31 protein-coding genes and 1 tRNA gene are annotated in these 25,494 nt (G+C 69.3%); 23 read left to right on the top strand and 9 right to left on the bottom strand.

The annotated features are described in order from the left end of the window. Nucleotides 1–2 precede the first annotated feature (2 nt). Nucleotides 3–659: an NAD(P)H-binding protein gene (locus ABT034_RS10250; protein WP_351213339.1), complete on the top strand. Its 657-nt coding sequence runs from the start codon at nt 3–5 to the stop codon at nt 657–659. Nucleotides 660–879: 220 nt separating this feature from the next. Here the strand turns inward: ABT034_RS10250 and ABT034_RS10245 are convergent, their stop codons facing one another. After that, on the bottom strand, nt 880–2,637 hold the full coding sequence (locus ABT034_RS10245; protein ID WP_351213337.1) for an ATP-dependent nuclease: 1,758 nt from the start codon (nt 2,635–2,637) through the stop codon (nt 880–882). Between the two features lie 54 nt (nt 2,638–2,691). Between ABT034_RS10245 and ABT034_RS10240 the strand changes: the two genes are divergently transcribed. Both ABT034_RS10240 and ABT034_RS10235 read left to right on the top strand, forming a co-directional pair. Continuing rightward, complete coding sequence (locus ABT034_RS10240; RefSeq protein ID WP_351213335.1) at nt 2,692–3,219, top strand: GntR family transcriptional regulator; 528 nt, start codon at nt 2,692–2,694, stop codon at nt 3,217–3,219. 11 nt (nt 3,220–3,230) lie between these two features. Further along, nucleotides 3,231–3,800 (top strand): HD domain-containing protein, encoded by a 570-nt coding sequence (locus ABT034_RS10235; protein ID WP_351213333.1) that lies wholly within the window; start codon nt 3,231–3,233, stop codon nt 3,798–3,800. On the opposite strand, the gene ABT034_RS10230 is transcribed toward ABT034_RS10235, so the two are convergent. Both ABT034_RS10230 and ABT034_RS10225 read right to left on the bottom strand, forming a co-directional pair. Next, nucleotides 3,788–4,261, bottom strand: a complete 474-nt coding sequence (locus tag ABT034_RS10230) for an NUDIX domain-containing protein (protein ID WP_221745624.1) — start codon at nt 4,259–4,261, stop codon at nt 3,788–3,790. The genes ABT034_RS10235 and ABT034_RS10230 overlap by 13 nt on opposite strands. Then, nucleotides 4,258–5,028, bottom strand: a complete 771-nt coding sequence (locus tag ABT034_RS10225; RefSeq protein WP_351213331.1) for a helix-turn-helix domain-containing protein — start codon at nt 5,026–5,028, stop codon at nt 4,258–4,260. Before ABT034_RS10225 ends, ABT034_RS10230 begins: the two co-directional genes overlap by 4 nt. A gap of 656 nt (nt 5,029–5,684) precedes the next feature. Here ABT034_RS10225 and ABT034_RS10220 point away from each other — a divergent pair. The 14 genes from ABT034_RS10220 (at nt 5,685) to ABT034_RS10155 (ending at nt 15,112) form a co-directional block, all read left to right on the top strand. Beyond that, nucleotides 5,685–5,951, top strand: a complete 267-nt coding sequence (locus tag ABT034_RS10220) for a DUF6284 family protein (protein ID WP_351213329.1) — start codon at nt 5,685–5,687, stop codon at nt 5,949–5,951. Next, entirely contained in the window at nt 5,951–6,550 is a 600-nt protein-coding gene (locus ABT034_RS10215) for a hypothetical protein (RefSeq protein ID WP_351213327.1), read from the top strand. The genes ABT034_RS10220 and ABT034_RS10215 overlap by 1 nt, the downstream gene beginning before the upstream one ends. Further along, nucleotides 6,547–6,978 (top strand): DUF6303 family protein, encoded by a 432-nt coding sequence (locus tag ABT034_RS10210; RefSeq protein ID WP_351213325.1) that lies wholly within the window; start codon nt 6,547–6,549, stop codon nt 6,976–6,978. Before ABT034_RS10215 ends, ABT034_RS10210 begins: the two co-directional genes overlap by 4 nt. An 8-nt stretch (nt 6,979–6,986) precedes the next feature. Further along, nucleotides 6,987–7,844, top strand: a complete 858-nt coding sequence (locus ABT034_RS10205) for a protein spdB (RefSeq protein ID WP_502972875.1) — start codon at nt 6,987–6,989, stop codon at nt 7,842–7,844. Then, nucleotides 7,841–8,176, top strand: a complete 336-nt coding sequence (locus ABT034_RS10200) for an RRQRL motif-containing zinc-binding protein (RefSeq protein WP_221745631.1) — start codon at nt 7,841–7,843, stop codon at nt 8,174–8,176. The genes ABT034_RS10205 and ABT034_RS10200 overlap by 4 nt, the downstream gene beginning before the upstream one ends. 213 nt (nt 8,177–8,389) lie before the next feature. Continuing rightward, a complete protein-coding gene (locus tag ABT034_RS10195; RefSeq protein ID WP_351213742.1) occupies nt 8,390–8,776 on the top strand; it encodes a DUF6251 family protein in 387 nt (128 codons plus the stop codon). A gap of 1 nt (nt 8,777) precedes the next feature. Continuing rightward, complete coding sequence (locus ABT034_RS10190; protein WP_351213323.1) at nt 8,778–8,972, top strand: hypothetical protein; 195 nt, start codon at nt 8,778–8,780, stop codon at nt 8,970–8,972. 109 nt (nt 8,973–9,081) lie between these two features. Beyond that, nucleotides 9,082–9,291: a DUF6257 family protein gene (locus tag ABT034_RS10185; RefSeq protein WP_351213321.1), complete on the top strand. Its 210-nt coding sequence runs from the start codon at nt 9,082–9,084 to the stop codon at nt 9,289–9,291. An 88-nt stretch (nt 9,292–9,379) separates the two neighbouring features. After that, nucleotides 9,380–11,458 (top strand): cell division protein FtsK, encoded by a 2,079-nt coding sequence (locus tag ABT034_RS10180; RefSeq protein WP_221745637.1) that lies wholly within the window; start codon nt 9,380–9,382, stop codon nt 11,456–11,458. A gap of 149 nt (nt 11,459–11,607) precedes the next feature. Then, on the top strand, nt 11,608–11,853 hold the full coding sequence (locus ABT034_RS10175; RefSeq protein ID WP_221745640.1) for a hypothetical protein: 246 nt from the start codon (nt 11,608–11,610) through the stop codon (nt 11,851–11,853). A gap of 161 nt (nt 11,854–12,014) precedes the next feature. Next, entirely contained in the window at nt 12,015–12,203 is a 189-nt protein-coding gene (locus ABT034_RS10170) for a hypothetical protein (RefSeq protein WP_221745642.1), read from the top strand. Nucleotides 12,204–12,215: 12 nt separating this feature from the next. Further along, nucleotides 12,216–12,677, top strand: a complete 462-nt coding sequence (locus ABT034_RS10165) for a hypothetical protein (protein WP_351213318.1) — start codon at nt 12,216–12,218, stop codon at nt 12,675–12,677. 85 nt (nt 12,678–12,762) lie between these two features. Beyond that, a complete protein-coding gene (locus ABT034_RS10160) occupies nt 12,763–13,635 on the top strand; it encodes a bifunctional DNA primase/polymerase (RefSeq protein ID WP_351213316.1) in 873 nt (290 codons plus the stop codon). 1 nt (nt 13,636) lies between these two features. Next, on the top strand, nt 13,637–15,112 hold the full coding sequence (locus ABT034_RS10155) for an AICE element replication initiation protein (RefSeq protein ID WP_351213314.1): 1,476 nt from the start codon (nt 13,637–13,639) through the stop codon (nt 15,110–15,112). Between the two features lie 19 nt (nt 15,113–15,131). Here the strand turns inward: ABT034_RS10155 and ABT034_RS10150 are convergent, their stop codons facing one another. Further along, nucleotides 15,132–15,404, bottom strand: coding sequence for a hypothetical protein (locus tag ABT034_RS10150; RefSeq protein WP_351213312.1), 273 nt, complete (start codon nt 15,402–15,404; stop codon nt 15,132–15,134). A 529-nt stretch (nt 15,405–15,933) separates the two neighbouring features. On the opposite strand from ABT034_RS10150, the gene ABT034_RS10145 reads away from it, so the two are divergent. Both ABT034_RS10145 and ABT034_RS10140 read left to right on the top strand, forming a co-directional pair. Beyond that, complete coding sequence (locus ABT034_RS10145) at nt 15,934–16,140, top strand: helix-turn-helix transcriptional regulator (RefSeq protein WP_221745650.1); 207 nt, start codon at nt 15,934–15,936, stop codon at nt 16,138–16,140. Further along, a complete protein-coding gene (locus tag ABT034_RS10140) occupies nt 16,137–17,501 on the top strand; it encodes a tyrosine-type recombinase/integrase (protein ID WP_351213310.1) in 1,365 nt (454 codons plus the stop codon). Before ABT034_RS10145 ends, ABT034_RS10140 begins: the two co-directional genes overlap by 4 nt. A 200-nt stretch (nt 17,502–17,701) precedes the next feature. On the opposite strand, the gene ABT034_RS10135 is transcribed toward ABT034_RS10140, so the two are convergent. Next, nucleotides 17,702–17,783 (bottom strand) — tRNA-Tyr (locus ABT034_RS10135). Nucleotides 17,784–17,954: 171 nt separating this feature from the next. Between ABT034_RS10135 and ABT034_RS10130 the strand changes: the two genes are divergently transcribed. The 4 genes from ABT034_RS10130 (at nt 17,955) to ABT034_RS10115 (ending at nt 20,944) form a co-directional block, all read left to right on the top strand. Beyond that, nucleotides 17,955–18,446, top strand: a complete 492-nt coding sequence (locus ABT034_RS10130) for a YajQ family cyclic di-GMP-binding protein (protein ID WP_351213308.1) — start codon at nt 17,955–17,957, stop codon at nt 18,444–18,446. A 109-nt stretch (nt 18,447–18,555) separates the two neighbouring features. Further along, nucleotides 18,556–19,053 carry a methylated-DNA--[protein]-cysteine S-methyltransferase gene (locus tag ABT034_RS10125; RefSeq protein ID WP_351213306.1) on the top strand — a complete coding sequence of 166 codons (498 nt, stop codon included), beginning with the start codon at nt 18,556–18,558 and terminating at the stop codon, nt 19,051–19,053. Further along, a complete protein-coding gene (locus ABT034_RS10120; RefSeq protein WP_351213304.1) occupies nt 19,050–19,685 on the top strand; it encodes an alpha-ketoglutarate-dependent dioxygenase AlkB family protein in 636 nt (211 codons plus the stop codon). The genes ABT034_RS10125 and ABT034_RS10120 overlap by 4 nt, the downstream gene beginning before the upstream one ends. Before the next feature lie 20 nt (nt 19,686–19,705). Next, nucleotides 19,706–20,944, top strand: a complete 1,239-nt coding sequence (locus tag ABT034_RS10115) for an APC family permease (protein WP_351213302.1) — start codon at nt 19,706–19,708, stop codon at nt 20,942–20,944. Between the two features lie 2 nt (nt 20,945–20,946). On the opposite strand, the gene ABT034_RS10110 is transcribed toward ABT034_RS10115, so the two are convergent. The 4 genes from ABT034_RS10110 to ABT034_RS10095 form a co-directional block, all read right to left on the bottom strand. Next, nucleotides 20,947–21,324, bottom strand: coding sequence for a YccF domain-containing protein (locus ABT034_RS10110; RefSeq protein ID WP_351213300.1), 378 nt, complete (start codon nt 21,322–21,324; stop codon nt 20,947–20,949). After that, nucleotides 21,321–22,184: a zinc metalloprotease HtpX gene (htpX, locus tag ABT034_RS10105; RefSeq protein WP_351213298.1), complete on the bottom strand. Its 864-nt coding sequence runs from the start codon at nt 22,182–22,184 to the stop codon at nt 21,321–21,323. Before htpX ends, ABT034_RS10110 begins: the two co-directional genes overlap by 4 nt. Nucleotides 22,185–22,349: 165 nt before the next feature. Then, nucleotides 22,350–23,921, bottom strand: coding sequence for an NADH-quinone oxidoreductase subunit N (locus tag ABT034_RS10100; RefSeq protein WP_351213296.1), 1,572 nt, complete (start codon nt 23,919–23,921; stop codon nt 22,350–22,352). Further along, nucleotides 23,918–25,471, bottom strand: a complete 1,554-nt coding sequence (locus tag ABT034_RS10095) for a complex I subunit 4 family protein (RefSeq protein ID WP_351213740.1) — start codon at nt 25,469–25,471, stop codon at nt 23,918–23,920. Before ABT034_RS10095 ends, ABT034_RS10100 begins: the two co-directional genes overlap by 4 nt. Nucleotides 25,472–25,494 lie beyond the last annotated feature (23 nt).

Below are 25,494 nucleotides of genomic sequence, written 5' to 3'. Positions count from 1 at the left end.
GTATGCGCATCGTCATCGCTGGAGGACACGGACAGATCGCCCTGCGCCTGGAGAGGCTGCTCTCGGCGGGCGGGCACGAGGTCGCGGGGATCATCCGCAGACCGGAACAGGCCGGGGACCTGAGGGACGCGGGGGCCGAGCCCGTCGTCCTGGACCTGGAGTCGGCGTCGGTCGAGATGGTCGCCGCGGTCCTCCAGGGCGCCGGCGCGGCCGTCTTCGCGGCGGGCGCGGGCTCGGGCAGCGGCGCGGAACGCAAGGACACGGTGGACCGGGCGGCGGCGGTGCTCTTCGCGGACGCGGCGGTACGCGCGGGCGTGCGGCGCTTCGTCGTGGTGTCGTCGATGGGTGCGGACGCGTCCCACCCGGGCGACGAGATCTTCGACGCGTACCTCCGCGCCAAGGGGTCCGCCGACGACGAGGTCCGCACGCGGACGGCCCTGGACTGGACGATCCTGCGCCCTGGCACCCTGACGAACGACGCGGGGACGGGCATGGTCCGGCTGGAGGCCCGTACGGGCAACGGTCCGGTGCCCCGCGACGACGTGGCGGCCACCCTCGCGGAGATCCTCGACACCCCGGCGACGGCCGGCCTCACCCTTGAACTGATCGCGGGCTCGACCCCGCTGTCGGTCGCGGTGAAGGACGTGGCCGGAAACTGACGGGACAACGAGTGAAGGTCCCCGGTGCAAGCACCGGGGACCTTCTTCGCGTGGCGACGCCAGGATTCGAACCTGGGTAGGCTAAGCCGACGGATTTACAGTCTTCTGCTGCGTCGGGGCTTACAAGAGGTCTGACCTGCAGCGCAGTTCATGCAACTGGCGGTCAAGCCTTCTGCCGTCCACACAGCGTCCAGACCTCACGCCGCAAGCTGATGCGACGTCAGTACTGCGCCATGCTCGAAACCGCAGCCAGTAGCGCCGCAGCATGCTGGCGGGCCGGCTCTTGCTCATGCGCTTTGGCCTGGAGAGCGGCAGCCAACCATGCGGGGCCCTTGGCTACGCCAATTCCCGGAGCAAACCCTTCCAGCTCACCGACATGCACCGGAACGATGCCGATGGCATGCAATTCCTCAAGGAGTAGGTTCGCGGAAACCCTGTCCGCTCGAAATGCAGCAACCCCGTATCGCTTGAGTTCCTGCCAAGGACTCTCCTTGGCTCTCATATGCACGCCAAATTCTGCGCGAACCGAAGAATTAAAAGGCTCTCCAAGCCTGGCCGCATAAACGGAATTTAGCGCTTCAAGCACATGGTTGATCGTAGTCGCCTCACGTGGATTCCTGAACTCCGCAGTGGCCCTCTGGTAAAGGCCCTCAAGGGCACTCCAATCGCCACCAACAGAATGAACCAGGGTTTTCAGTTTATTACGATCATTCAAAATATCGAGGTCTGGACTCACCGCCACTGGGACATTGAGAGATTTCATAACCTTAGCCAGTCGCGGAAACCCATCTTTACCCCCGGAGGGCACACAGAGGATGTCTCCGGGGAGAATGAAGGAAGGCTCTGCTCCATCCAGCTTTTCCAGGGCCGACGCATAGAACTTGCAATCACGCTCAGCTTCAGCCAGCACCACCGCCTTATGGAAAATCCCTTCCAGGGCATTCGAGTACCTGAGCACCGGATCTCCCCAGACCTCTCGGATGCTTTCCACTTCCAACTGATGCGTTCGATTACGCCCATCAGGCAACCTATCCAGTCGAACTATTGAAACCTCCACTCCAGACTGAAGCAAACCAGAAAGGATGTTCCGATCATGCGTAGCGAGAATTACCTGCGTCCTTTTGGATCGCGCCTGCGAGCCCAAAACTTGACCTAGCGCCAGGGCCTGGGGCGGATGCAGGAAGGCTTCCGGCTCGTCAACAAAGATCACAGGGTATGCGGATGTGACTAGAGGTGTAATCAGCCCCACGAGGCTCTTCATGCCGTCCCCCTGGGCGCTAAGCATGGGAAGCTGAGATACCGCTTTCCAGTACTCCTCCGTCACCTCATCGAACTTAGGCGATTCGAGATCGGTTTCACCTACGCGAAGATGGAGGCTTCGCCCCAAGGAGTCGAGGGTCAGAGTGACACCGAAAATCTGCCGACAGATCTCATTTAGCTCAGAAAAAAGATCGGGACGATCCTGGAGGACATGTAGGGGGTTTTCCGCTGGCGCATCATAAGCATCCCGCTTATCGACAGAATTGATCCCTCCCAGTCGCTGCCACGCGTCACCAAAAAAGGTGAACATCTCAGCAGCGTCATCTAGTCCAGATTCCGGGCGCGTGGACGAAAAGAGGCGCTTCAGCGCCAATACGCTAACCCTCCCCTGCGGGCGAGAAAAGTAGTCACCGTTCGGAACTTTGGTCAGCTTCGCATGCCGAGAGAACCAAGCGAACGCATCCTCAAAGGTGCCCGAAATTTCAACATCCACCTCCTTTACAACATTCTCCGATCCGACGAGATACTCACGCCTAACCCCGTGTTTGACGTGAGCCAGAATCTCTCGAATTAGCGTTGATTTTCCCGCATTGTTGGGACCGACGATTACGGTTACTCCCGCCCTGGGGAGGGTGATCGAAGTTCCATTTTGAAGGTGCACGGAAGAAATAGAGACTGAGAGTTCTTCCGGATTTCCCGAGGTCTCGTAGGGCTCCATGACTTCCTCCATATATGTCTGGTTGCGTTAGGCTATCGCCGTGGTGGACGGGAGGTGCGAGAATCTGCAAAGTCACACCCACCCATCGGCCTAGCCATCCCTGTGAGCCAGGACAGCGTTCGGGAAGGAATCGGTAGCGTGCCCCAGGTCAGCCCGCGCGGGACATACCTACTCATCGCTGAGATGCTCCGGAAGGACATCGAGCTAGGCGTCACGAGCAGGACACTGCCGTCAGAGGCCTCCCTCATGCGCACGTACGACGTCTCGCGTAACACCATCCGCCGTGCGCTCAAGACACTTGAGGCTGAGGCAGTAATCAGCCCGGTCGCTGGTGTGGGATGGCAAGTGTCCGGTACATCCGCCCCTCCGCTCATTGACCGTATGACTGACGTGCTTGCTGCAGACTCGCTCCTGGTAGGTGACACGTTCCCCTCCGAGTCAGCGCTTTGCGATCGGTTCGATGTGTCCCGCACCGCAGTCCGACGTGCCCTCGCGCTGATGGAAGGTGCGGGTCTACTGTCTACAGTCCGGGGCAAGGGTCGCGTTGTACGTGCTCTCCCCGACCGACTCCAGCAGCCGTAGCCTTGGCATCCATGGGGCTTACTAAGTGGGCGTACTCGCTCTCCGAATCGCTGCTGTCCGAGCAGTTGCCGCGCCGCTGGGCGCATTCCCTCGGGGTCGCCAAGCGGGCGCGTAGCTTGAGTCCGATCCTCGGGCGGGATGCCGAGCTGCTGGAGGCCGCCGCCGTCCTGCACGACATCGGCTACTCCCCCTCCATCGCCACCACCGGCTTCCACCCGCTCGACGGGGCTCGGTTCCTTAGGGACCAGGAGGGTGCCGACGAGCGGGTCGTCCGGCTCGTGGCGCATCACTCCTGCGCTCTCCTGGAAGCCGAGGAGCGGGGGCTCCGGCATGAGCTGGAGATGGAGTTCGAGCTGGAGCGGCCCGAGCTGGTGGACGCGCTCATCGTGTCCGACATGACGACGACACCGACCGGCGAGCACACGACGCCGGCGGCCCGGCTGGACGAGATCGTGCAGCGGTACGGCCCGGACACAATCGTGGGCCGGTTCATCCAGCGGGCAGCCCCGGAGATCTACGCGGCCAATGAGCGCGTAGAGAGTCGTTTGGCCGCCGCTGCGGCTGGCGCTCAGCCGATGTAAGGCTCGTGCCGAGACTCGTCCAAGCCGTGTTGGATGCGCAGCCGCATGGACGGGTGGATGTCCAACTCATCGAGGTCCGCTGGAGTCATCCAGCGGACCTCTTTCGATTCGCTGCTCGTACGGAGGGACCCGCCGACTGGGTGGGCCCGGAAGCAGATCGAGAACTGCTGCCGGACCTCGCCGTCGTCGTAGGCGAGCACGTGCTCGGGGTCGGTGTAGAGCCCTACGATCCCGTCCACCACGACCCTGATCCCGGTCTCTTCTTGGACCTCGCGCACGACGGTGTCAGCGATCCGCTCTCCGATGTCATGGCCGCCACCGGGAAGCGCCCACAAGTCGTTGTCGGTCTTGTGGATGACGAGGAGCCTGCCGGCGTCGTCTCGGACGACGGCCGTGACCGAGGGCACGACCGAGTTGGCCTTCGGGGCCGCAGGATCGCGGAAGTAGTCAATCCGGCTCATGCGCTGGAACCTCCCAGGTCAGTGGGTGAGGAGATCCGCCGTGCGGTCTCCCAGACCCGTTCGACGCTCTCAGCGTAGGCGTCAAACAGTTCGCCTCCGGGGATGCGCTGAACGTGCAGGACCGGGGCAATATACGCCCCCACGCCGTACAGGTGCCCGTTGGCGAGCATCTCGTCGTCAGCCCGGTAGATCGAGTTGTAGAGCGTCGTGGAGTGGAGCCGGAACTCCACACCGGGGAGGCCGAACAATGGCGCGTAGTTGACCAGGGCGTTGCGAATCTTGCTCGCCATCGCTCCGCCGATCCCCTCGTCTGCCCCGCGCGTAGCAACCGCAGCGGAGTCGGGGTCCCCGAGCATGAACCGGATCGGAACGCCGGCGGCGGACTTCTCCTTGACCACCTGATGGAAGGCAGCGTCCTCGGTGAGCCAGAAGCCCGAGTAGACCAGGACGTCGAAGTGGCGAGTCGCACCGGCGTAGAGCTGCGGCCAGAGCCGGTTCGGCACGACGGAGCGGTGGGGGTACAGCTTCACCAGTTCCGCGTTTCCGGCCTCCGTGACCTCGGCGGACGTCCGCTCCTCCGGCCACAGGTAGGACATCTCGCATTGCAGGAGCGACGCCGCGGCGTACTTGAACCGACGGTACGGCTGCCGCTTGGGCTCGTTGATCCAGCGCTCCACCGTCTTAGCGGACACCCCAAGACGCTCAGCGACTTGTTCGAGCGTCAGACCGCTCTCGATGATTGCGCCACGCAGCCGCTCATTGGCCATGCCGTGCTCTCCCCCCGGCGGGACGACTTGGGACGACTTTCACCGTAGCGAGTCGTCTCGGAGCCGTACATCTGCGGAGTCCAGCGTCTGCCCTGTTCAGGCCACGCTTGAGACATCAAGCGGAACGGACTCGCACCCCCCAAAGAACCAAGGGACTTGACGGCGCGAACCTCCATCCCCATGATGAGGAACAGGTGATACATGTACCTCATTGGACTTCGGTCCGATGAGCCGTGCTGCCTGAGCTTCAGCGCCCGGAGAGCTCCGTGAAAGCGGGTCGGCTCTAAGGAAGCGACAGCTGGCTTGAGAACTGAACAGAGGACGGACCGCAACCTGCTCTAGGGGAGCGCGGCCGTCAGCAAGACAGCCCAGGCATCTGCGACAAGCCGTAGGCCCCGCCGCTGTGGAGTTCGTCCACGTGCGGTGAGACAGGGGCAAAGATCGCGCGTCCCTCAGGGGGCACAGACACGTACTCGACTGCGCAGCCGCTTGGCTGCGGCCGGTTGCCTCCTCCGCCCGTCCGGGCCCCGTACCTGGGGCTCCGTACGGGCGGGGTCGAGGGGAGCCGGAGTTTCTGGTTCTAACGGCGTGACCCCCCGGTGCGGGAACACCGGGGGGTCGGTTCGGGCCGTTCCTGTCTGAGAGGAACACACCCAATGAAGTCCATCGCTGCACTTCAGGCCGTTGTTACGGCCAACCCGTTTGACGGTGAGCCGTCGGACGCGGAGCTGGACGTGATCGAGACCGAGATGCCGCTGATCCTGGCGGAGGTCGACCTGCTCGACGCGCAGATCATGACCCTCGACCGTCCGACCACCGAGCTGGACGAGCGGCGGATCCGCCGGGCCCGCAACCGGGTCCTGGCGGAGCGCCGGGACCTGACTAACCGGGCCGTCGCGATGCTGACGGGCGGTGCCGCGTGATGGCCACGGCCCCCGAACCGAGCGCGCTGCTCGACCACAACGGCCAGCCCAAGCCGTGGCTGGACACGTCGCTCGACTACGAGGCGGCCCGGCTCGGCATGGCGTTCCACGAGGCTGGACACGCGGTGCTCGCCATGTCCTACGGCGTCCACGTGACGACCAGCGAGGTCATCGCCTGGAACGTCACCGACGACGGCGGATACAGCCTGACCGGCAAGACCGGCTTCCAGGCGGCCAACGTCTGGCCGTGGCACTTCGCCGCGCAGTGCGCCGCCGGGACGCTCGCCGAGGTCCAGTACCTGATGGCCTACGGCCTGTGGACGCCACAGCGGGCCGCCGCCTGCGCCGCCGTCCACGACCGCGAGCAGGCCATCGACACCCTCGCCGCCCATGGCTACCTGCTCGGCCGCGACCACGTCCCGGCCGGCGGAAAGTCCTGGGACATGGTCCGGGGCATGGCCCGGCAGAAGATCGGGCTGCTGTGGCGCGAGATCCGCACCGCCGCCCACGCCATGAACGAGAACACCAAGCTCACCGGCGACCAGATCGCCGCCATGACCGGTCTGACCAACCCGCCGATGCCCGGGGGTGCCGCATGAGCCGCCGCCTGTTGTGGAGCCTGGTGCTCCTGTGCGTCGCCGTGGAGGTGCTGGGGCTGGCCGTTGGCCGCCGGGACGTCCACTACGCCGGTGCCCTCGCGGCCGTCGGCGTAGTCTCCGTCCACTGGCTTCTGCTGTGGCAGCACGCCCGGCCCACCGCGTACTGCGCGCAGCTCACCCAAACCCGGTCCGGGGTGTGGGTGCTGTACGTCGCCAACGACAGCATCCCGCTCGCGAACTGGCCCTCCACACAGTTCGCGGACGGTGCGGGTGTCCCCTCGGCGGCGTCGCGGGCCGCCGCCATCGCTGTCCTCGGTTTCGAACCGGTGGACCGCGAGTGGGAGTGGCAGGAACTGAACGTGCACGGCCCGGTACGGCTCCTCGGAGCCCTGGGCGTCCGCCCTGCCCAGGGGGGTGCCCAGTGGTGAGGAAGCAGCTGGTGACCGTGGCGCCCGCCGTCGCCATGACGGTGGTGTCCATGGTCCTGACGTTGGCCGTGGTCGTGATGTGGCTCGGCTCCTCGATGCCCTGGCCGATCGCCCTGGTGGTCGGCCTCGGGCTCGATGGCGGGTGGCTGGCCACCCTCGCCTACGAGCGGCGTCTCGCCGCACAGGGCGACCACAACAGCGCGGTGACGGCCGTCGGCTGGGGCTTCGGTCTCGTCGCCACCGGCGTCCTCGTCGCCCACGCCCTCGGCGAGGAGTCCACCGGCGCGTGGCTGGCCGTGTCCTGGCTGCCGATCGCGGCCAAGGCCTTGTGGCTCGTCCACGGGCTGTGGGAGCGCACCGCGCTCACCCCGGTCGCACTGGACGCCATCCGGGGAATTCAGCAGGAGGCCCGCGATGAGGCGGCCGTGGCGCGTGCCTTGCTGCGGGCTCAGGCGGGTACGGAGGAGACCCGGCTGACGGCCGTGACGGAGGCCGGGGCACGCGTCGCGCGCATCCAGGCCGAGACCGCCGAACGCCTCTCCGGGGCCTGGTCGACGCTGGAGGCGGCCCGGCAGGGCGAGGGCACCGCACGCGCCCTGACCTGCGTGACGGACCGCGTCACACCCGGGTCACAGCCCCGATGGGAACTCCCCGTCTGGGGCCCCTACGAACCCGTCCGCGCCCTCGACACGGCACCTGCCCTGAGCGATGCCGAACTCGACCGGATCGTCACGGATCTCCGTGACGGTGAGACGCCGCCGCTGTCGTACCGCGAGCTGTCGCTGCGGTTCCGGGCGGCTGGTCACAGTGCGAGTGAGATGCGGCTGCGGGCCGCATGGCGGCGCGTCACCCCGACCGCCTCATGAGCACCCTGCCCGTCTACCGCTGGCGTCTCGCCCCCGAAGGGCTGGCGACGTTCCGGCAGCTGCGTGCGCTGGGGCTGCGGCCGGCCGGTCAGCCGGTCGTGGCTCAGCTCGAACGGCCCCGCCGACGCCGCGGCCCGCTGGTCGCCTTCCTTTACCGGATCGATCTGGCCCGCCCGGTCCGGCCGATGACACCGGCCCGCTGGGCCGCCCTCGCGAAGGCGAATGCGGCCCGGCGGGTCTGCCCGGAGTGCGGACGGGACGCCGGATACCGCATCCCGTCCTCGCTCGGCATGTGCAGCCCCTGCGCCTACCCCGACGCTTCGGCGGCTTGAAGCCGTGCGGTCAGGCGCTGGCGGCCTCCCCGACCGCTTCGAGGATCCGTGAAATCCACTTCCGTACCTGATGCCACCGGTTGCAGTACCGGCGCGAGCGCCACCACGACCGGTACGCGAGCTGCCGCCCGCACCACTTGCACGGCTTCGTACGCCTCTGCTGAGCCCCCATGGCCCGTGACTGTAGCTGCCATGGCTGACCTGGGAGAACCCATGTCGAACCTTCCCGAACCCGCCGCCGTTATCCGGCTCCCGGACGGCACCTACACCTACGCCGACCACCTCCCCGCCCCCTTCCAGCCGACCGCCGCCCCGCAGGTGGTCCACCAGCACATCCACCAGGCGCCACCGGACCGCACGGTCCAGCGGATCGCGCTCGGCTCCGGGATCGGCGCCGGCACGGTCGCCGCCGGGGTCTACTTCGGCCCCCTCCTGGTCGGCGCACTCACCGCCATCGCCGCCAACCTCGCCCTGCTCGCGTTCCTCGCCACCGTCCTCACCTGGGGCGTCGTGACCGTCGTGAAGTCGGTCGGCGGACCGGACGGCCAGGCCGCCGCCAAGACCCTCAGCAAGGCCCGTCGCTCGCGGAAGGGGAAGTGACATGTTCCGTGCCGGAGACAAGGTGCTGATCGTCGCCTGCGAGGACGACCCCCGCGCCATCGGCAAGACCGGCCGCGTCCTGGACGAGGTCCCGCCCGGCCCCCTCACCGGTGGCCGGTGGACCATCGACCGGATCAGTTGGCTGATCGCCCCGGTCCTCGTCCACACCCACGAGATCCGCAAGGTCGGGTCCTGACCCGCACCGCTCCGTTTCCGCAGGACTGACGCCTGCCTGCCCACCCTTGGCCAACCGCCGGGGGCGGGTGGGGAGTCGGGACAGCCCCGGCACCGGAAAGGACCCGGTCGTGGCCAGCAAGAAGAGCACCGAGCAGGACCCGAACTACCCCAAGCTCACCGCCGGAGAACACGCCCGCATCGCGCTCAACGTCGCCCGCATGTGCAAGCGGTCCATCGCCAGCGACACCGTCTACCAGGGCGACCTGGAGAAGAAGATCGAGCGAGTCATCGACAAGGCCCGCAAGCGCGCCGAGAACAACGACGGCAAGCGCAAGTAGCTATGCCCCGGGGCGGCCGACAGCCGGCAAGCATCCCGACCGCCCCGGGCCCCTCCCTCGCCCTTACGAGCAGCAGGAGAACCCCAGCATGACCGAGACGCCCACCACCGCGCACCTGCGGCCGGTGCCCGACATCGACCATGACGACGAGACCCCGACCGCCCCTGTGCCGGTGGACAACCCGTCCCTGCCCGACCCGAAGGTCACCATCGAGAAGCGCAAGCCGGTCCTGGCCGGGTGGCTCACCAACCGCCGGGACTTCCTCGCCACAGCCCGCCACACCGGCGCCAATGTCGGCTACGCGGCGCTCTACCACGGTGTCCGCGTCCCGGTGTATGCCGGACGGCTGGCGCTGATGTCCCCGCGGGGGACCTGCCGGTTCATCGCCTCCACCAATCGGTGGGTGTGGGACCGGGAGGCCGCGCCGCTGCGCGACTACGCGGTGCGGACCGAGGACGTCGAGGAGTACATGCGGCTGTCCCGGCTGCGCGCCGGCCGTATCCGGCTGCGTGGCCTGGTCACTCTCGTGTCCCTGGTATTCGGCGCGGGTTTCGCCCTGTGGCTGTACGTCGTGGCCCCGGCCTACCTGTTCGTGTTCGCCACCGGCGGGGTCCTGCTGCTCGGCATGGCCGGGCAGCAGCCCGACTCCCCGGTCGTCGGTCCGGCCGTGCTCAAGACCGAGATCCAGAAGCTCACCGGGTCGATCGTGCTCCGGGGTCTGGACTCGATCGGCAACGCGAAGGTCTCCGCCGCCATCAAGAAGGGCGGCGACATGAACGGCCTGAGGTTCACCAGCGAAATCGTCCGCGACGGGCCCGGATACCGCGCCGATCTCGACCTGCCCTACGGCGTCACCCCGGAGGACATCATGGAGGCCCGCAAGCCGCTGGCCTCCGGTCTGCGGCGGAAGGTCGGCTGCGTGTGGCCCTCGCCGGACCCCACCGAGCACGAGGGCCGCCTGACCCTATGGGTCGGGGACAAGCCGATGAACGAGACCACCAAGCCCGCCTGGCCGCTGCTCAAGACCGGCACCGTGGACCTGTTCAAGCCGGTGGTGTTCGGCAACGACCAGCGCATGCGGGACGTGTCGGTGACCCTGATGTTCGCGGCCGTCGTCGTCGGCTCCGTCCCCCGCATGGGCAAGACCTTCCTCATGCGGCTGCTCCTGCTGATCGCCGCCCTCGACCCGCGTGCGGAGATCCACGCGTTCGACTTCAAGGGCACCGGCGACTTCGGCGCCCTGGAACCCATCTGCCACCGCTACCGCGCCGGCGAGGAGGACGAGGACATCGGCTACGTCGTCGCCGCCCTGCGGGAGCTGAAGGAAGAGCTGCGACGCCGGGCGAAGGTCATCAAGTCCCTGCCGCGCTCCCGCTGCCCCGAATCGAAGGTCACCCCGGCCCTCGCGGACGACAAGTCGCTCGGGCTGCACCCGATCGTGGTCGGGTTCGACGAGTGCCAGGTCCCGTTCGAGCACGCCGAGCACGGCGCGGAGATCGAAGCGATCTGCACCGACCTCGTCAAGCGCGGCCCCGCCCTCGGCATCGTGACGCTGTTCGGGACCCAGCGCCCCGACGCGAAGTCGCTGCCCACGGGCATCTCGGCGAACGCGATCCTCCGGTTCTGCCTGAAGGTCATGGGCCAGCCCGCCAACGACATGGTCCTCGGTACGTCGATGTACAAGTCGGGGTACCGGGCCACGATGTTCTCCCGCTCGGACCGGGGCATTTGCTGGATGGCCGGCGAGGGCGACGACCCCCGCATCGTCGCCTCCGCGTTCGTCGACGCGGTCGCCGCCGAGCAGGTCGTGGCCCGGGCCCGTAAGGCCCGCGAGGAGTACGGCAACGTCACCGGCCACGCCATCGGCAAGGGACCCGACAAGACCACCGGCACCGACATCCTCGCCGACGTCCTCGACGTCATCCTCGACGGCGAGAAAGCCGTGTGGTGCGAGCGCATCGCCACCCGCCTCACGGGTCTGCGGCCGGACACGTACGCCGGGTGGAAGGGCGAGAACGTCACCGCCGCGCTCAAGCCCTACGGCATCAAGGCGGGTCAGGTCTGGGGCACGACGGACGAGGGCAAGGGTGCCAACCGGCGCGGCATCGACCGCAGCGACATCACCGCCGCCATCACACGCCGTAACGCCGATCGGGCCGCCGCCTGACCGTCGCAGCACCGCTAGACCTAGCGGCCCCGGCCGCTAGGTCTAGCAGCCGCGCTAGCACCCTAAAGGGCCGCTGACCTGCGCACTAGCGCCTAGCGGCTCACCTGCGAAAACTCCGGAATCCCGCCCTGGAGAGGAAACGGCCGTCCATGCTCATCGCTAGCACGCTGCTCCTGCTCGCCACTCTCGCCGGTTACACGCTGTTGTGTGCCGCGTCGCCGTTCGGGACCTGCCGCAAGTGCGCGGGACTCGGCGGCAAGACCGTCCTGGACCGCAAGGGCCGCCCTAAGCGGGTCAAGCCCTGCCGCCGCTGCAAGGGCCACGGCAAGCGCCTCCGTGTCGGTCGGCGCCTGGGCAACCACAGCCGCGCGATCCACCGCGCCGGCACCCGCTGACCCCGGACACGAAAGCGGCCGGCGGCACACGTCATGAGACGTACCCCGCTCCGAGCAGGAGCTAGGCGGACGCGCCGTCAGCCATGCCCCCGAGCTTGTCAGCACCCGAGGTACCCGCACCCTACCCAGCCCTCCCACACCCCGTCGAAGGAGATCCCGCCATGGTCGTGACCGTCTCCCTGGTCGCCCTCTTCGGACTCGTCCTCTTCTTCCTCCTCCGGGCCCACACCCTCAGCCCCGGCGCCGCCTTCACCGCCGCCGGATTCGGCTTCTTCCTCGCCTCCACCGGCGCCGCCAAGCCCATCAACCAGCTCACCGAATCCCTCATCCAGGCCGTCCAGAACCTCTGAGGAGCCACCGCCGTGTTCGAGATCCGGATCATCTGCGACCCCGCCGACACCGACCGCATCACCACCGCGCTCGCCCAGGTCTTCACCACCGGCCAGGCCCGCGTCCACACCGCCCGCAGCACCGACAAGACCCGCCTGTACGTCACCGCCGACCATCACCCGGCCACCGAGTGGCCCACGCCGACGCAGGCCTACACCGGCGCCCCGAGCATCCTCGACGAGATCGGCTGGACCGTCCGCACCCTCGCCGACAACCCGCTCACCGCCCACACCGGCCGGGAGTTCTGGCTACGCAAGGCCGCCCTGCTCGACCGCATCGCCCTCGGCGACGAGGTCGCCCCGGCCGTCAGCGACGCCACCGACGCCGCGACCCAGGCCGCCCGCCAGCTCATGGACTTCGACGACGCGGCCGTCATCTGCGACCCCCGCTACTACGTCCGCCAGCAGTACGCCCGCTACAACGCCCATCGCTAGCTGCGCCGAGGGCGGCCCCCGTCTCGCCAAAGCCTGGGGCCGCCCTCGTCTACCAGCACATCTCACAGAACTGGAGACACCTAGCATGACTCAACCCACCCTCGATCGGCGAGACGCCCGAGCCGGACACCTCGATGTGGCGCTGCGGCTGGTCACCGGCGGCCTGCCGGTTCTGCCGCTGCGCGTCGGGAAGGGCCCGTTCGGCAACTGCCGGAACTGCGCCAACAACGCCTGCGGCGGACGGCCGAACATGAAGACCCCCGGCCCCTGCGCCTGCCCGTGGCCGTGCCACGCCTGGGCCGCCGCCACCACCGACCCCGCCGTCATCACCTCCCCGGCCTGGAAGACCGCATGGAGGTACGCCGGGGCCGTCGCCTACCACCCCGGCGGCGCCGGTCTGGCCGTGGTCGACCTGGACGACGCCGACGCGGTCGCCTGGGCCCGTCAGACCCTCCCGCCCACCCGGACGGTGACCACCACCCGCGGCGAGCACTGGATCTATCGGGGCGCCATGCGTTCGGTGAACGGCGTCCGTGAGGGCGTCGACCTGAAGTCCACGATGTCTTACGCCCGCTGGCTCGGTCCCGGCACCGGCGCCCTGGCGGACCTGCCGGACGTCGTGCGCGCGCTCGCCGTGAAGAAGCCCGCCACCGTCCAGCCCGCACCGCGTGCCGTCACCGTGCCCGCCCCGGCCGGGGACGCGGAGTGCCGCCACCGATCGCCCGCCTACCTCGAGCGGGGCATCGCCATGGCGGAGCAGCGCATCACCGATGCGACCAGCGCGGTGCACGCGACGGTGTACCGGACGTTCCTCGCGGTGCTCTCCGGCCACGGCCGGTGCGGCTGCCTCACCGAGACGCACATCGCCCGCCTGTTCACCGCCGCGCAGGCCAAGGGGGAGTCCCCCCGGCACTGCACGGACGCGTGGACGAACGCCCGTACCGCTCTGGGGATGTGACGTGGCCGAGGACGAGAAGAACCCGGCCCGCGAGGTCATCACCGACTACGCGCAGGCCCATTTCCGGTACTTCCGGACCGTCGACGGCACCGTGTACGCGCAGCGCAACGGCCACCCGGTGGCCCGTCCGATCCGCTCGCAGGGCACGACCGGAAGCCACCGGCAGGAACTCATGGTCGGCCTGTTCCGCGACGGGCACGGCGTCTTCAACGGAACCGCCTTGAAGGAGGCACTCGACTTGATCGAAGCACTCGCGCTCACCGAGGGCGTCCAGCCCGTCCACATCCGCGTCGCCCCCGGATTCGACGGCGCCACCTGGCTCGACCTCGGCCGCGACGACGGCAAGTCCGTCCGTATCCACCCCAGCGGCTGGGACATCCTCGCCCCCGACCCCCGCGAGATCTGCTGGCGCCGCACCCAGCTCACCGGCGAGCTGCCGCTTCCGGTGAAGGACACCGACGGCAAGGGCATCGACCTGCTGATGCGGCTGTGCAACTTCTCCGACGCACGTGCCGAAGGCCTGGCCCTGGCCTGGCTCGTCGGGTGCCTGGGCCCGGACGTTCCCGTCCCCGCGCCGTTCCTCACCGGGCCGCAGGGCGCGGGGAAGTCGACGGCCGGGAAGATGCTGGTGCGGATCATCGAGGGCATGAGCGGCGACCTGCGCCGGGCGCCGAAGGACGAGGAGAACCTGATCACCGCCGTCGCCGCCGGATGGGTCACCGGCCTGGACAACCTCTCCCACCTCGGCCCTGACCTGTCCGACCTGATGTGCTGCATCGTCACCGGCGCGGAGAACATCAAGCGGGCCCTGTTCACCGACGGCGACGTGGTGCGCTCGCGCTACCGCCGGCCGATGCTGCTGACCGGGATCGACGTCGGCGTCATCCGCCCCGACCTCGCCGAGCGTCTCCTTCCGCTCCGCCTGGAGCGGCCGCAGGTGCGGCGGACGGAGGCGGAGCTGTGGCGGGAGTTCGCCCAGGCGCTGCCTGTGATCCTCGGCTCCGTCCTCGACCTCGCCGTCGAGATCCGCGCCGCGCAGGCCGACATCCCGACCGACCTGCGGATGGCGGACTTCGCGCACCTGTGCGCGCAGCTCGATGCCGCCCGCAACTTCGGGGCCCTGGGGGCATACCGGGCGAGCCTGGACGACCTCAACGACGACGTCATCGAGGGTGACCTGCTGGCCCAGACCGTCCTCAAGCACGCCGCCGGCGTCGAACCCGGTACCGACGTGCGGATGACGTCGTCCGAGTGGCTGCACGCGCTCACCCAGCTCTACACCGGGGAGGGTGAGTTCCGGCCCCTGCCCAAGGGGTGGCCCACCACCGGAAAGGTCCTCTCCGACCGTCTCAAGCGCCTCCAGCCCGTTCTCGCCGCCCGCGGCGTCCTCGTCGACTGGGGCCGCACCCGCACCGCCCGCTACATCGAGATGACCCGCCCCAAGTCCCCGACCGACGAACAGCAGGAACTGCTTTAGGCCGCGCCCGTCGCCGGAGCTACGACAGGCGGAATCCACCGAGCTGGTAATCAAGGCCAGCCTTGAACTCCAGCCGAGGGACTGCGGCCCGCATGGCCGCGTAGCGCTCAGGCGCGACCGGGTACACGGCGGTGGCGAGGAGCTTGTCCTCCCCACGCTCCGGAAAGAGCGTGTTGAGCCTCAGGATCTCGTCCCACGTCAGACTGATGACATGGGCCTCGACCTCGTCACCGTCCCACCCGATGAGCTCCCAGCCCAAGTCTTCAACACCGTAACTAAACATGCTGCTCACACTACGAGCAGGCCCACGGTGACCTCTCGGCAATATCCACGAGGAAGCCGGCCGCCCACGGAAGTGCCGCGACCCACCCCGGGCCCCTGTATGGCTCACCGCACAGGCAAGAGGAGCACCCCCGGCCCATCGCCCGCGGGTGCTCCTCTTGCTCTTCGGCGGCTCGCCGCCGCCCAAGAGGCGGGCCGCTTCGCGGCTCCCCATTCACGCTCGAAGGCGCGCCCGACAACAGACACAGACCCCGCCTTTTTCCTAAGTAGGAAGACGCTGCGTCACCTGCGTCACGACGGCCCCGAAAACTGGGCCTGACCTGCATCAACAAGGGTGACGCAGAGCCCCAAAGTCTGCGTCACCCTTCGTCACTCGCGTCACCAGATGACGGACGGCTCCGTCACCGGTGACACAGCACTCCGCGCCTTGTGTCACCCAAACCCGCAGGTCAGCGGCCCAAATGACGCTGATGACGGGGTGACGCAGAAATCACCACCTCGGACACATTCGCCCGCCCGACTCCGTAGAGGGAGACCCGATGGCCCGCACCGCCCGCCGCCGTCAGCCCGTGGACGAGTGGCTTCCCCTGACCGACGTCCTCGCCGAGATCGGCATCACCCGAGCCACCTACTACCGCTGGCGCAACCGCGGTTACGGCCCCGAGGTGAAGCGCCTCCCCAACGGACACCTGCGCATCCGCCGCAGCGTGCTCGACGCCTTCCTGAACGAACTGGAGACCGTGTGACCGACTGGAGCTACACCGTACGGATCTGGAGCATCCGCAAGCGGCCGTACCGCAAGCCCTATCAGCTCCGCTGGCAGGTCGGTACGAAGCCGCACTCGGAGTCGTTCCTGACGCTCGGGCTCGCGGAGAGCCGCCGCGCGCAGTTCATCACCGCGACCCGCGAGGGTGAGCCCTGGGACGTCGACAGCGGCCTGCCGAAGTCCATGGTCCAGAAGGCTAAAGACATCTCCTGGTACCAGCACGCCCGGAACTACGTGGAGATGAAGTGGGACCACTCCCCCGCCTCCACGCGCAGGAACCTGGCTGAGGCCATGGCCACCGTGACGCTCGCGCTCTTGAAAGACACGAAGGGCATGGCGGACCACAAGGCCGTGCGCCGCGCGCTCTACACCTGGGGCTTCAACGTGAACCGGTGGAAGGAGGAGACCCCGGAGGACGTGGCCGAGCTGCTCGCCTGGGTGGAGCGCAAGTCCGTCCCCACATCCTCGCTCGCGGATCGGATCCTCGTACGCCGGGCCCTGGACGCCTGCACCCGGCGCCTGGACGGCAAGACGTCTGCAGGGTCGGTCATCGCCCGCAAGCGGGCCATCTTCCACCAGGCCCTCGGCCTCGCCGTCGACGCCGAGTTGCTAGCCGAGAACCCGATCCCGGCGATCAAGTGGAAGGCCCCCGAGAAAGTCGAGGAGGAGGTCGACCCCGAAGCCGTGCCGGACCCGGAGCAGGCCGCCGCTCTCCTCGCCGGCGTACGGAAGCAGGGAAGCCGCGGGCGGCACCTGGAAGCGTTCTTCGGGTGCATGTACTACTCCGCCGGCCGTCCCGGGGAGCTGGTCGGATTACGGCTCCAGGACTGCGACCTTCCCCGTCGCGGCTGGGGTCTCATCCGGCTCCGCGAGAGCCGGGCCCGTTCGGGTAGCTCCTGGACGGATACCGGCGAGGCCCATGACCGGCGCGGGCTGAAGCACCGCACCCGTAAGGCTGTGCGGCACGTGCCGATCCCGCCCGAGCTGGTCTCGATGCTCCGGTGGCACGTCACCCTGTACGGCACCCACGCCGACGGCCGGCTGTTCCGGACCGCCCGGGGCGGCATGGTCCAGGAGAGCGGCTACGGGGAGGTCTGGGCAGGCGCCCGTGAGGATGTCCTGAGCCATTCGGAGCGGGAGACGAAGCTCGCCAAGCGGCCGTATGACCTTCGTCACGCTGCCGTGTCCACGTGGCTCAGTTCCGGCGTCGAGCCGCAGCTGGTCGCCCAGCGGGCCGGGCACTCGGTCGGGGTCCTCTTCCGCGTCTACGCGAAGTTCCTCAAGGGGGGCGACGAGGCCGCGAACGCCAAGATCTCCGCCCGCCTGAACCAGCACCGGTGAGCGTCGCCGCCGGCAGTTGACCGGCGCCCCGGTCGCAGCCGCTCACGGCGGGCCGGATATCCCGTCCACAGCCCGTCCAGACACGCTGGTAGAGAGGGTGATCGGGCGGTACAGGGCGAGACAGTCGGGCCCTGGTCTCACCTTTACACGCAGACGGCCCCTGATCGCGTTTCCGCAGATCAGGGGCCGTTCTTATCGCGTGGCGACGCCAGGATTCGAACCTGGGTAGGCTAAGCCGACGGATTTACAGTCCGCTCCCATTGGCCACTCGGGCACATCGCCATGAGATCGCTGCCGTGGAGCCGCTTTTCGGCGGTGTTCCGTGGCAACGACGTAAACAATACCTGATCCCCGGGGGTGGTCCGCCACCGGATTGATCAGCGGTTCGGGCCGTGGCACACCCCCTAGGCTTTGGGCTGTACCCCACAGCATCCGAGCAAGGAGCCACGAGTCATGGCCGACTCCAGTTTCGACATCGTCTCCAAGGTCGAGCGGCAGGAGGTCGACAACGCCCTCAACCAGGCCGTGAAGGAGATCTCCCAGCGCTACGACTTCAAGGGAACCAACGCCTCGATCTCCTGGTCCGGCGAGAAGATCCTGATGCAGGCGAACGGCGAGGAACGCGTCAACGCGATCCTCGACATCTTCCAGACCAAGCTGATCAAGCGCGGGATCTCGCTGAAGTCGCTGGACGTCGAGGGCGAGCCGCAGCTGTCCGGCAAGGAGTACAAGCTCTTCGCGTCGGTCACCGAGGGCATCTCGCAGGAGAACGCCAAGAAGGTCGCGAAGGCCATCCGGGACGAGGGCCCCAAGGGCGTCAAGGCGCAGGTCCAGGGCGACGAGCTGCGGGTCAGCTCGAAGAGCCGCGACGACCTGCAGGCCGTGCAGACGCTGCTCAAGGGCAAGGACTTCGACTTCGCGATCCAGTTCGTGAACTACCGCTGACCCCGTAGCGGGTCGGTCGTGAGGCTCGTGTCCGAAAAGCGCCAGCCCCTGGCTTGGTGGGCCCCGCACACTGGGACATGGAAGACCCGTGCGGGGAAAGGAACCAGCCATGACCGTGTACGCGTACGTCGACGGCCCCCTGGGCGAGATGCTGCTTGTCGGGCAGCTCGCCGGAGGGGGCCGTGCCGTGCTGCGTTCGCTGTCCCTGCCGGGGCAGAAGGGCGCCGTCGCGGTCGAGGACGGCTGGATGCTCGCGCCCGAGGCGTTCGGCGAGGTCGCCGGGCAACTCGGTGAGTACTTCGCCGGGTGCCGGGACCGGTTCGAGCTGCCGCTCGCGAGCGACGCCGGGACCGGGTTCCAGCGGCGGGTCTGGGAGGCCCTGGAGGAGATCCCGTACGGCACGACCGTCTCGTACGGGGAGATCGCCCGGCGGGTCGGTTCCGCCGGGGCCGGGGTCCGGGCCGTGGGGACGGCGATCGGGCGCAATCCGCTGCTTCTGGTGCGGCCCTGCCACCGGGTGATCGGGGCCGACGGGAGCCTGCGCGGGTACGCCGCCGGGCTTGAGCGGAAGGAACGGCTCCTCGCCCTCGAAGGGGTCCTCGTGTGACCGAGGGGCTCTTCCCCCGCGAGCGGGCCGAGATCGCGCCCGGCGCCGTGCACGTGCCCGCGTGGCTCCCGTTCGCGCGGCAGCGGGAGCTGGTGGACGCCTGCCGGGAGTGGGGGCGCGGGCCCGTGCCGTACCGGCAGACCGTGCTGCCCGGCGGGGGTGTCATGTCGGTGCGGTCGCTGTGCCTCGGCCGGCAGTGGGTGCCGTACCGCTATCTCGACACGGTGGGCGTCGCACTGCCCGGCTGGCTCGTCGCCCTGGGGCGTGAGGCGGTCGCCGAGGCGTACGGGGACGACGGCGGTTTCGCTCCCGACACCGCGCTCGTGAACTTCTACGCGCCGGGGGCGCGGATGGGCATGCACCAGGACCGGGAGGAGCGTTCGGGCGCGCCGGTGGTGTCGCTGAGCCTCGGCGACCGGTGCGTGTTCCGCTTCGGCAACGAGGAGGGCCGGGGGCAGCCGTACCAGGACGTCGACCTGGTCTCCGGCGACCTCTTCGTCTTCGGCGGGGCCTCGCGGTGGGTCCACCACGGGGTGCCCAAGGTGTTCCCGGGGACGGCCGAACCGGCGCTGGGTCTCACCGGGCGGCTCAACATCACCCTTCGGGAGACCGGGCTCCAGGGCCCGTCCTGACAAGCCCTAGGCTGCCGCGCATGAGTCCAGAGCTGCGCCGGTCCCTCGGCGTCTTCGACGCGGTCGTGATCGGCCTCGGCGCCATGGTCGGGGCCGGGATCTTCGTCGCGCTCGGGCCCGCCGCCGGAGCGGCCGGTTCGGGGGGCGGGCTGCTCGTGGCGCTCGGGGTCGCCGCCGTCGTCGCGTACTGCAACGCCATGGCCTCGGCCCGGCTCGCGGCCCGCTACCCCCGCTCGGGCGGCACCTATGTGTACGGTCGCGAATGCCTCGGATCCTTCTGGGGCTATCTGGCCGGCTGGGCCTTCGTGGTGGGCAAGACGGCCTCGTGCGCGGCGATGGCCCTGACGGTCGGGGCGTATGCCTGGCCGGGGTACGCGCACGCGGTGGCGGTGGCCGCCGTGGTGGCCCTGACCGCCGTCAACTACGGCGGAGTCCAGAAGTCGGCGCTGCTCACACGGGTGATCGTGGCCGTGGTCCTCGCCGTCCTCGCCGCCGTCTCGGCGGTGTCCCTCGGGGCCGGCGGGGCGGCGCCGTTCGCGGTCGGCGAGGAGCTCACGGCGGGTGGGGTGCTCCAGGCCGCGGGTTTGCTCTTCTTCGCATTCGCGGGGTACGCGCGGATCGCCACGCTCGGCGAGGAGGTCCGCGATCCGGCCCGGACGATCCCCCGGGCGGTGCCGGTGGCCCTGGGGATCGCCCTCGCCGTGTACGTCCTCGTCGCGGTGAGCGTGCTCACCGTCCTCGGCCCCGCGGCTCTCGCCGACTCCGCCACCCCGCTCACCGACGCGGCCCGCGCGGCGGGCGCCGGCTGGCTCGTGCCGGTGGTGACCGTGGGCGCGGCGGTCGCGGCGCTGGGCTCGCTGCTGTCGCTGATCCTCGGGGTGTCCCGTACGACCCTGGCGATGGCGCGGGACGCCTACCTGCCGACCGCGCTCGCCGCCGTGCACCCCCGCTTCCAGGTGCCGCACCGGGCGGAGCTCGCGGTGGGTGCGGTGGTGGCCGTGGTGGCGGCGACGGCGGACGTGCGGGGCGCGATCGGCTTCTCGTCCTTCGGCGTGCTCGTCTACTACGGCATCGCGAACGCGTCCGCCTGGACCCTGGGCGGCCGCAGCCGGCCCCTCGCCGCGCTCGGCCTCGCCGGTTGCGGGGCACTCGCGCTGGCGCTGCCCCTGGGGTCGGTGCTGGCGGGGGCGGGGGTCGTGGCGGCGGGGGTGGTGGCGTGGGCGGTCGGCCGGGGGCGGCCGGCACCGGGTCGGGGTTAGGGCTACCGGTTCGTCGGGACGATGTCCTTGCCCAGGGGGAGCAGGGACACCGGGATCAGTTTGAAGTTCGCGATGCCCAGGGGGATGCCGATGATCGTGACGCAGAGCGCGATGCCGGTGGCGATGTGGCCGAGGGCGAGCCACCAGCCCGCGAGGATCAGCCACAGGACGTTGCCGACGAAGGAGGGGGCGCCCGCGTCGCTGCGGTCGACGACCGTGTGCCCGAAGGGCCAGAGGGCGTAGATCCCGATGCGGAAGGCGGCGAGCCCGAAGGGGATGCCGATGATCGTGATGCAGAGCAGGACGCCCGCGAGCATGTAGCCCAGGAACATCCAGAATCCGCACAGGATCAGCCAAATGACGTTGAGGATCGTCTTCACGGGCGGTGACCTGCCATCTGTTCGAGCCGGGCGATTCGCTCGGCCATCGGCGGATGGGTGGAGAACATCTTGGACATGCCCTGGCCGGGTCGGAAGGGGTTCGCGATCATCATGTGGCTCGCGGTCTCGATCCGGGGCTCCGCGGGCAGCGGCAGCTGCTTGGTGCCGGCGTCCAGCTTCCGCAGGGCGCTGGCCAGGGCGAGCGGGTCGCCGGTGAGCTGGGCGCCGGAGGCGTCGGCCTCGTACTCGCGGGAGCGGGAGATGGCGAGCTGGATGACCGAGGCGGCCACCGGGCCCAGGATCATGATCAGGAGCATGCCGAGCAGGCCGGGGCCGTCGTCGTCGTTGGAGCGGCCGACGGGGATCAGCCAGGCGAAGTTGACCAGGAACAGGATCACGGAGGCGAGCGCTCCGGCGACCGAGGAGATGAGGATGTCCCGGTTGTAGACGTGGCTCAGCTCGTGGCCGATGACTCCGCGCAGCTCGCGCTCGTCGAGGAGCGCGAGGATGCCCTCGGTGCAGCACACGGCCGCGTTGCGCGGGTTGCGGCCGGTCGCGAAGGCGTTCGGCGCCTGGGTGGGCGAGATGTAGAGCCGGGGCATCGGCTGGCGGGCCTGGGTGGAGAGGTCGCGCACCATTCTGTACAGGGCGGGCGCCTCGAACTCGCTCACCGGGCGCGCGCGCATGGCCCGCAGCGCCAGCTTGTCGCTGTTCCAGTACGCGTACGCGTTGGTGCCGAGCGCCACGACGAGCGCGACGATCAGCCCCGTACGTCCGAAGAAGCTGCCGATGACGATGATGAGGGCCGAGAGCCCTCCGAGGAGTACGGCGGTCCTCAGCCCGTTGTGCCGGCGGTGCACGGTACGCCCTCCAAGTGGTGCGGCAGGGGAACCCTTTGCTTCGTGGTCGTCCACGCATTCAGTGGACCCTTCCGTACTGGTCAACGCCAGGCGGGAGGTTCGGGTTCCCCCGGCCGTACCGGGGGCGCTGTGGGCCGTTCGGGTCGAGGGGCTGCCGGAGGGCCGTCAGAAGAGGCTGTCGGCGGCGAAACGGAGGGCGAACTGGGGGTACCCCGACAGGAGGACCGCCGCGGCGGCGGTCAGCGCGATCGCCAGGGTGATCGGCACGGGGCTCTTGCGGGCGGCCCGCGCCGACGGCTCCTCGGCGGCTCCTTCCGGCGTACGGAAGAGCAGGGCCGTCCAGCGGAGGTAGTAGTACAGGGCGATCACGACGTTGACGCCCATGATCACGGCCAGCCAGCCGAGGCCCGCGTCGACGGCCGCCGAGAAGACGGTCACCTTGGCGAAGAGGCCGATGATGCCCGGGGGCAGACCGGCCAGGTTCAGCAGGAAGAACGCGAGCGCGAGGGCGGCGGCGGGGCTCGCCGCGTACAGACCGCGGTAGTCCGCGATCCGGTTCCTGGGGCGGCGGCGGGCGACGAGCGCGACGACCGCGAACGCGCCCAGGTTCACGACGGCGTACATCAGGGCGTACGCGACGGTGGCGCCGATCTGGTCGTCGCTGGAGTACGCGGCGGCGGCGATCGGCACCAGGAGATAGCCCGCCTGGGCGACGGAGGACCAGGCGAGCAGCCGGACCGCGCTCCACGCGCGCGTGGAGAGCTGGCGCAGGGCGGCGACGTTGCCCGCGGTCATGGTGAGCGCGGCGAGGACGGCGAGCGCCGGACCCCACACGTCGGCGTACGAGGGGAACGCGACGACCGTCACCAGGATGAGCCCGGTGAAGCCGACGGCCTTGCCGACCACCGAGAGGTAGGCGGCGACGGGCAGCGGGGCTCCGACGTATGTGTCGGGTACCCAGAAGTGGAACGGGACGGCGGCCGTCTTGAAGGCGAAGCCGACGAGGGTGAGGGCCACGCCCGCCTCGGCGAGGGTCTGGAGCTGAGCGGGCACGCCGTCGAGGCGCTGGGCGAGCTCCGTGAGGTGGAGGGTGCCGGTCGCCGCGTACACGAAGCTGACGCCGAGGAGCGTGACGGCGGTCGCGGTCACGGAGGAGAGGAAGAACTTGAGCGCCGCCTCGCCGGACCTGCGGTCGCCGCGCTTGAGGCCGACGAGCGCGAAGGCGGGCAGCGAGGCCACCTCCAGGGCGACGACGAGGGTCGCGAGGTCCCGGGAGGCGGGCAGCAGGGCCGCGCCCGCGGCCGAGGCGAGCAGCAGGAACCAGAACTCGCCGGCCGGCAGCTTCTCGCGGGTCCCGGTGGGCTTGCCTTCGCGGGCCCCGGTGGGCTTGCGGGACCCGAGGGGGCCGCTCGTCTCGGTGAGCGAGAGCAGCGCCGTGAGGAGCGCGCCGCCGAGGACGAGCAGCTGGATGACGAGGGTGAAGTGGTCGGCGGTGTAGCTGCAGGCCTTGATCTGGGTGTCCGCGGTGAGGCAGAAGGTGGAGCGGTCGCCGGCCCGCAGCGGCAGGAGCAGGGCGAGGGCGGCGACGAGGCCGCCGATCGCGGTCCAGCCGAGGAGCCGCTTGCGCTCCTCGGGGACGAAGAGGTCGGCGACGAGCACGGCGAGTGCGACCACGGCCGTCAGGGTGGGGGGCGCGATCGTGAGCCAGTCGACGGACTGGACGAGCGGCGACGTCACTGGGTGCCTCCGGCGAGGAGCTTCTGGACGGCCGGGTCGGTGAGGCCGAGGAGGACGGCGGGCCAGAGTCCGGCGAGGACGGTGAGGGCGACGAGCGGGGTCCAGGCGGCGAGCTCGTACCCCTGGACGTCGGCGATCGGCGTCTCCCCGGCGGGCCGGGGGCCGCCCATGCAGACGCGGCGGACGACGAGGAGGAGGTACGCGGCGGTGAGGAGCGTGCCGAACGCGCCGATGGCCATGAAGGTGAGGAAGGCGGGGCGGCTGAGGCCCTCGGCCGGCTCGAAGGCGCCGAAGAGGGCCAGCATCTCGCCCCAGAACCCGGCCAGGCCCGGCAGGCCGAGCGAGGCGACGGCGGCGAAGGCGAGGAGGGCGCCGAGGCGCGGGGCACGGCCGTAGAGGGCGGCGCCCGTGGCGCCCGCGAGGGTGTCGAGGTCGGCGGTGCCGTACCGGTCCTTGACCGCGCCGACCAGGAAGAAGAGCAGGCCGGTGACGAGGCCGTGGGCGATGTTGGCGAAGAGGGCGCCGTTGACTCCGGTGGGGGTCATGGTGGCGATGCCGAGGAGGACGAAGCCCATGTGGCCGACGGAGGAGTACGCGATGAGGCGCTTGAGGTCGCCCTTGTTGCCGGGCCTGGCGAGGGCCAGGCAGGCGAGCGATCCGTAGATGATCCCGGCGACGGCGAAGGCGGCGAGGTAGGGGGCGAAGGTCCGCATGCCGTCGGGGGCGATCGGCAGGACGATCCGGACGAAGCCGTACGTGCCCATCTTGAGCAGGACGCCGGCGAGGAGGACCGAGCCGACCGTCGGGGCGGCAGTGTGGGCGTCCGGGAGCCAGCTGTGCAGCGGCCACATCGGGGTCTTCACCGCGAGCCCGACGGCGATCGCGAGAACGGCGATGACCTGCACGGATGTGGTCAGCCCGCGGCCGTTGTCAGTGGCGAGTGCCACCATGTCGAATGTGCCCGACTTCACACCGATGAGGAGCAGGCCGAGCAGCATGACGACGGAGCCGAGCAGCGTGTAGAGGATGAACTTCCAGGCCGCGGCCTGCTTGCCCTCGCCGCCCCAGCGGGCGATGAGGAAGTACATCGGGATGAGGACCATCTCGAAGGCCAGGAAGAACAGGATCAGGTCGAGGACGGCGAAGGTGGCGAGGGTGCCGGACTCCAGGACGAGGAGGAGCGCGACGAAGCCCTTGGGGGAGGGCCCGCTCGGCATCTTGTAGTAGCTGTACAGCGCGCAGAGGAAGCTCAGGAGCGCGGTGAGGACCAGGAGGGGGAGGGAAATGCCGTCGACACCGAGGTGGATGCGCACGTCGAGTGCCCTGATCCAGCTGATGTCCGTCGTGGCCTGCATCCTCGACGGCTGGTCGTGGTCGAAGCCGAGGACGAGGACCATCGCCGCGAGGAGGACCACGCCGGTGACGGTGACGCCGTGGCGGAGCACCGCCTGGTCCGGGGACTTCCCCTTCAGCCCGGGCGGGGCCGGGAGGAGAGCGGCGGCCGCGCCGAGGAGCGGTCCGGCGACGATCAACGCCAGAAGGAACTGCATCACGGATTCGCTGATATCGATCA

This window comes from Streptomyces sp. NPDC002773 (genome assembly GCF_040295605.1).
Taxonomy (GTDB): domain Bacteria; phylum Actinomycetota; class Actinomycetes; order Streptomycetales; family Streptomycetaceae; genus Streptomyces.
The sequence above is the reverse complement of the archived record's forward strand: the minus strand, read 5'-3'. Positions and strand labels throughout refer to the sequence as shown.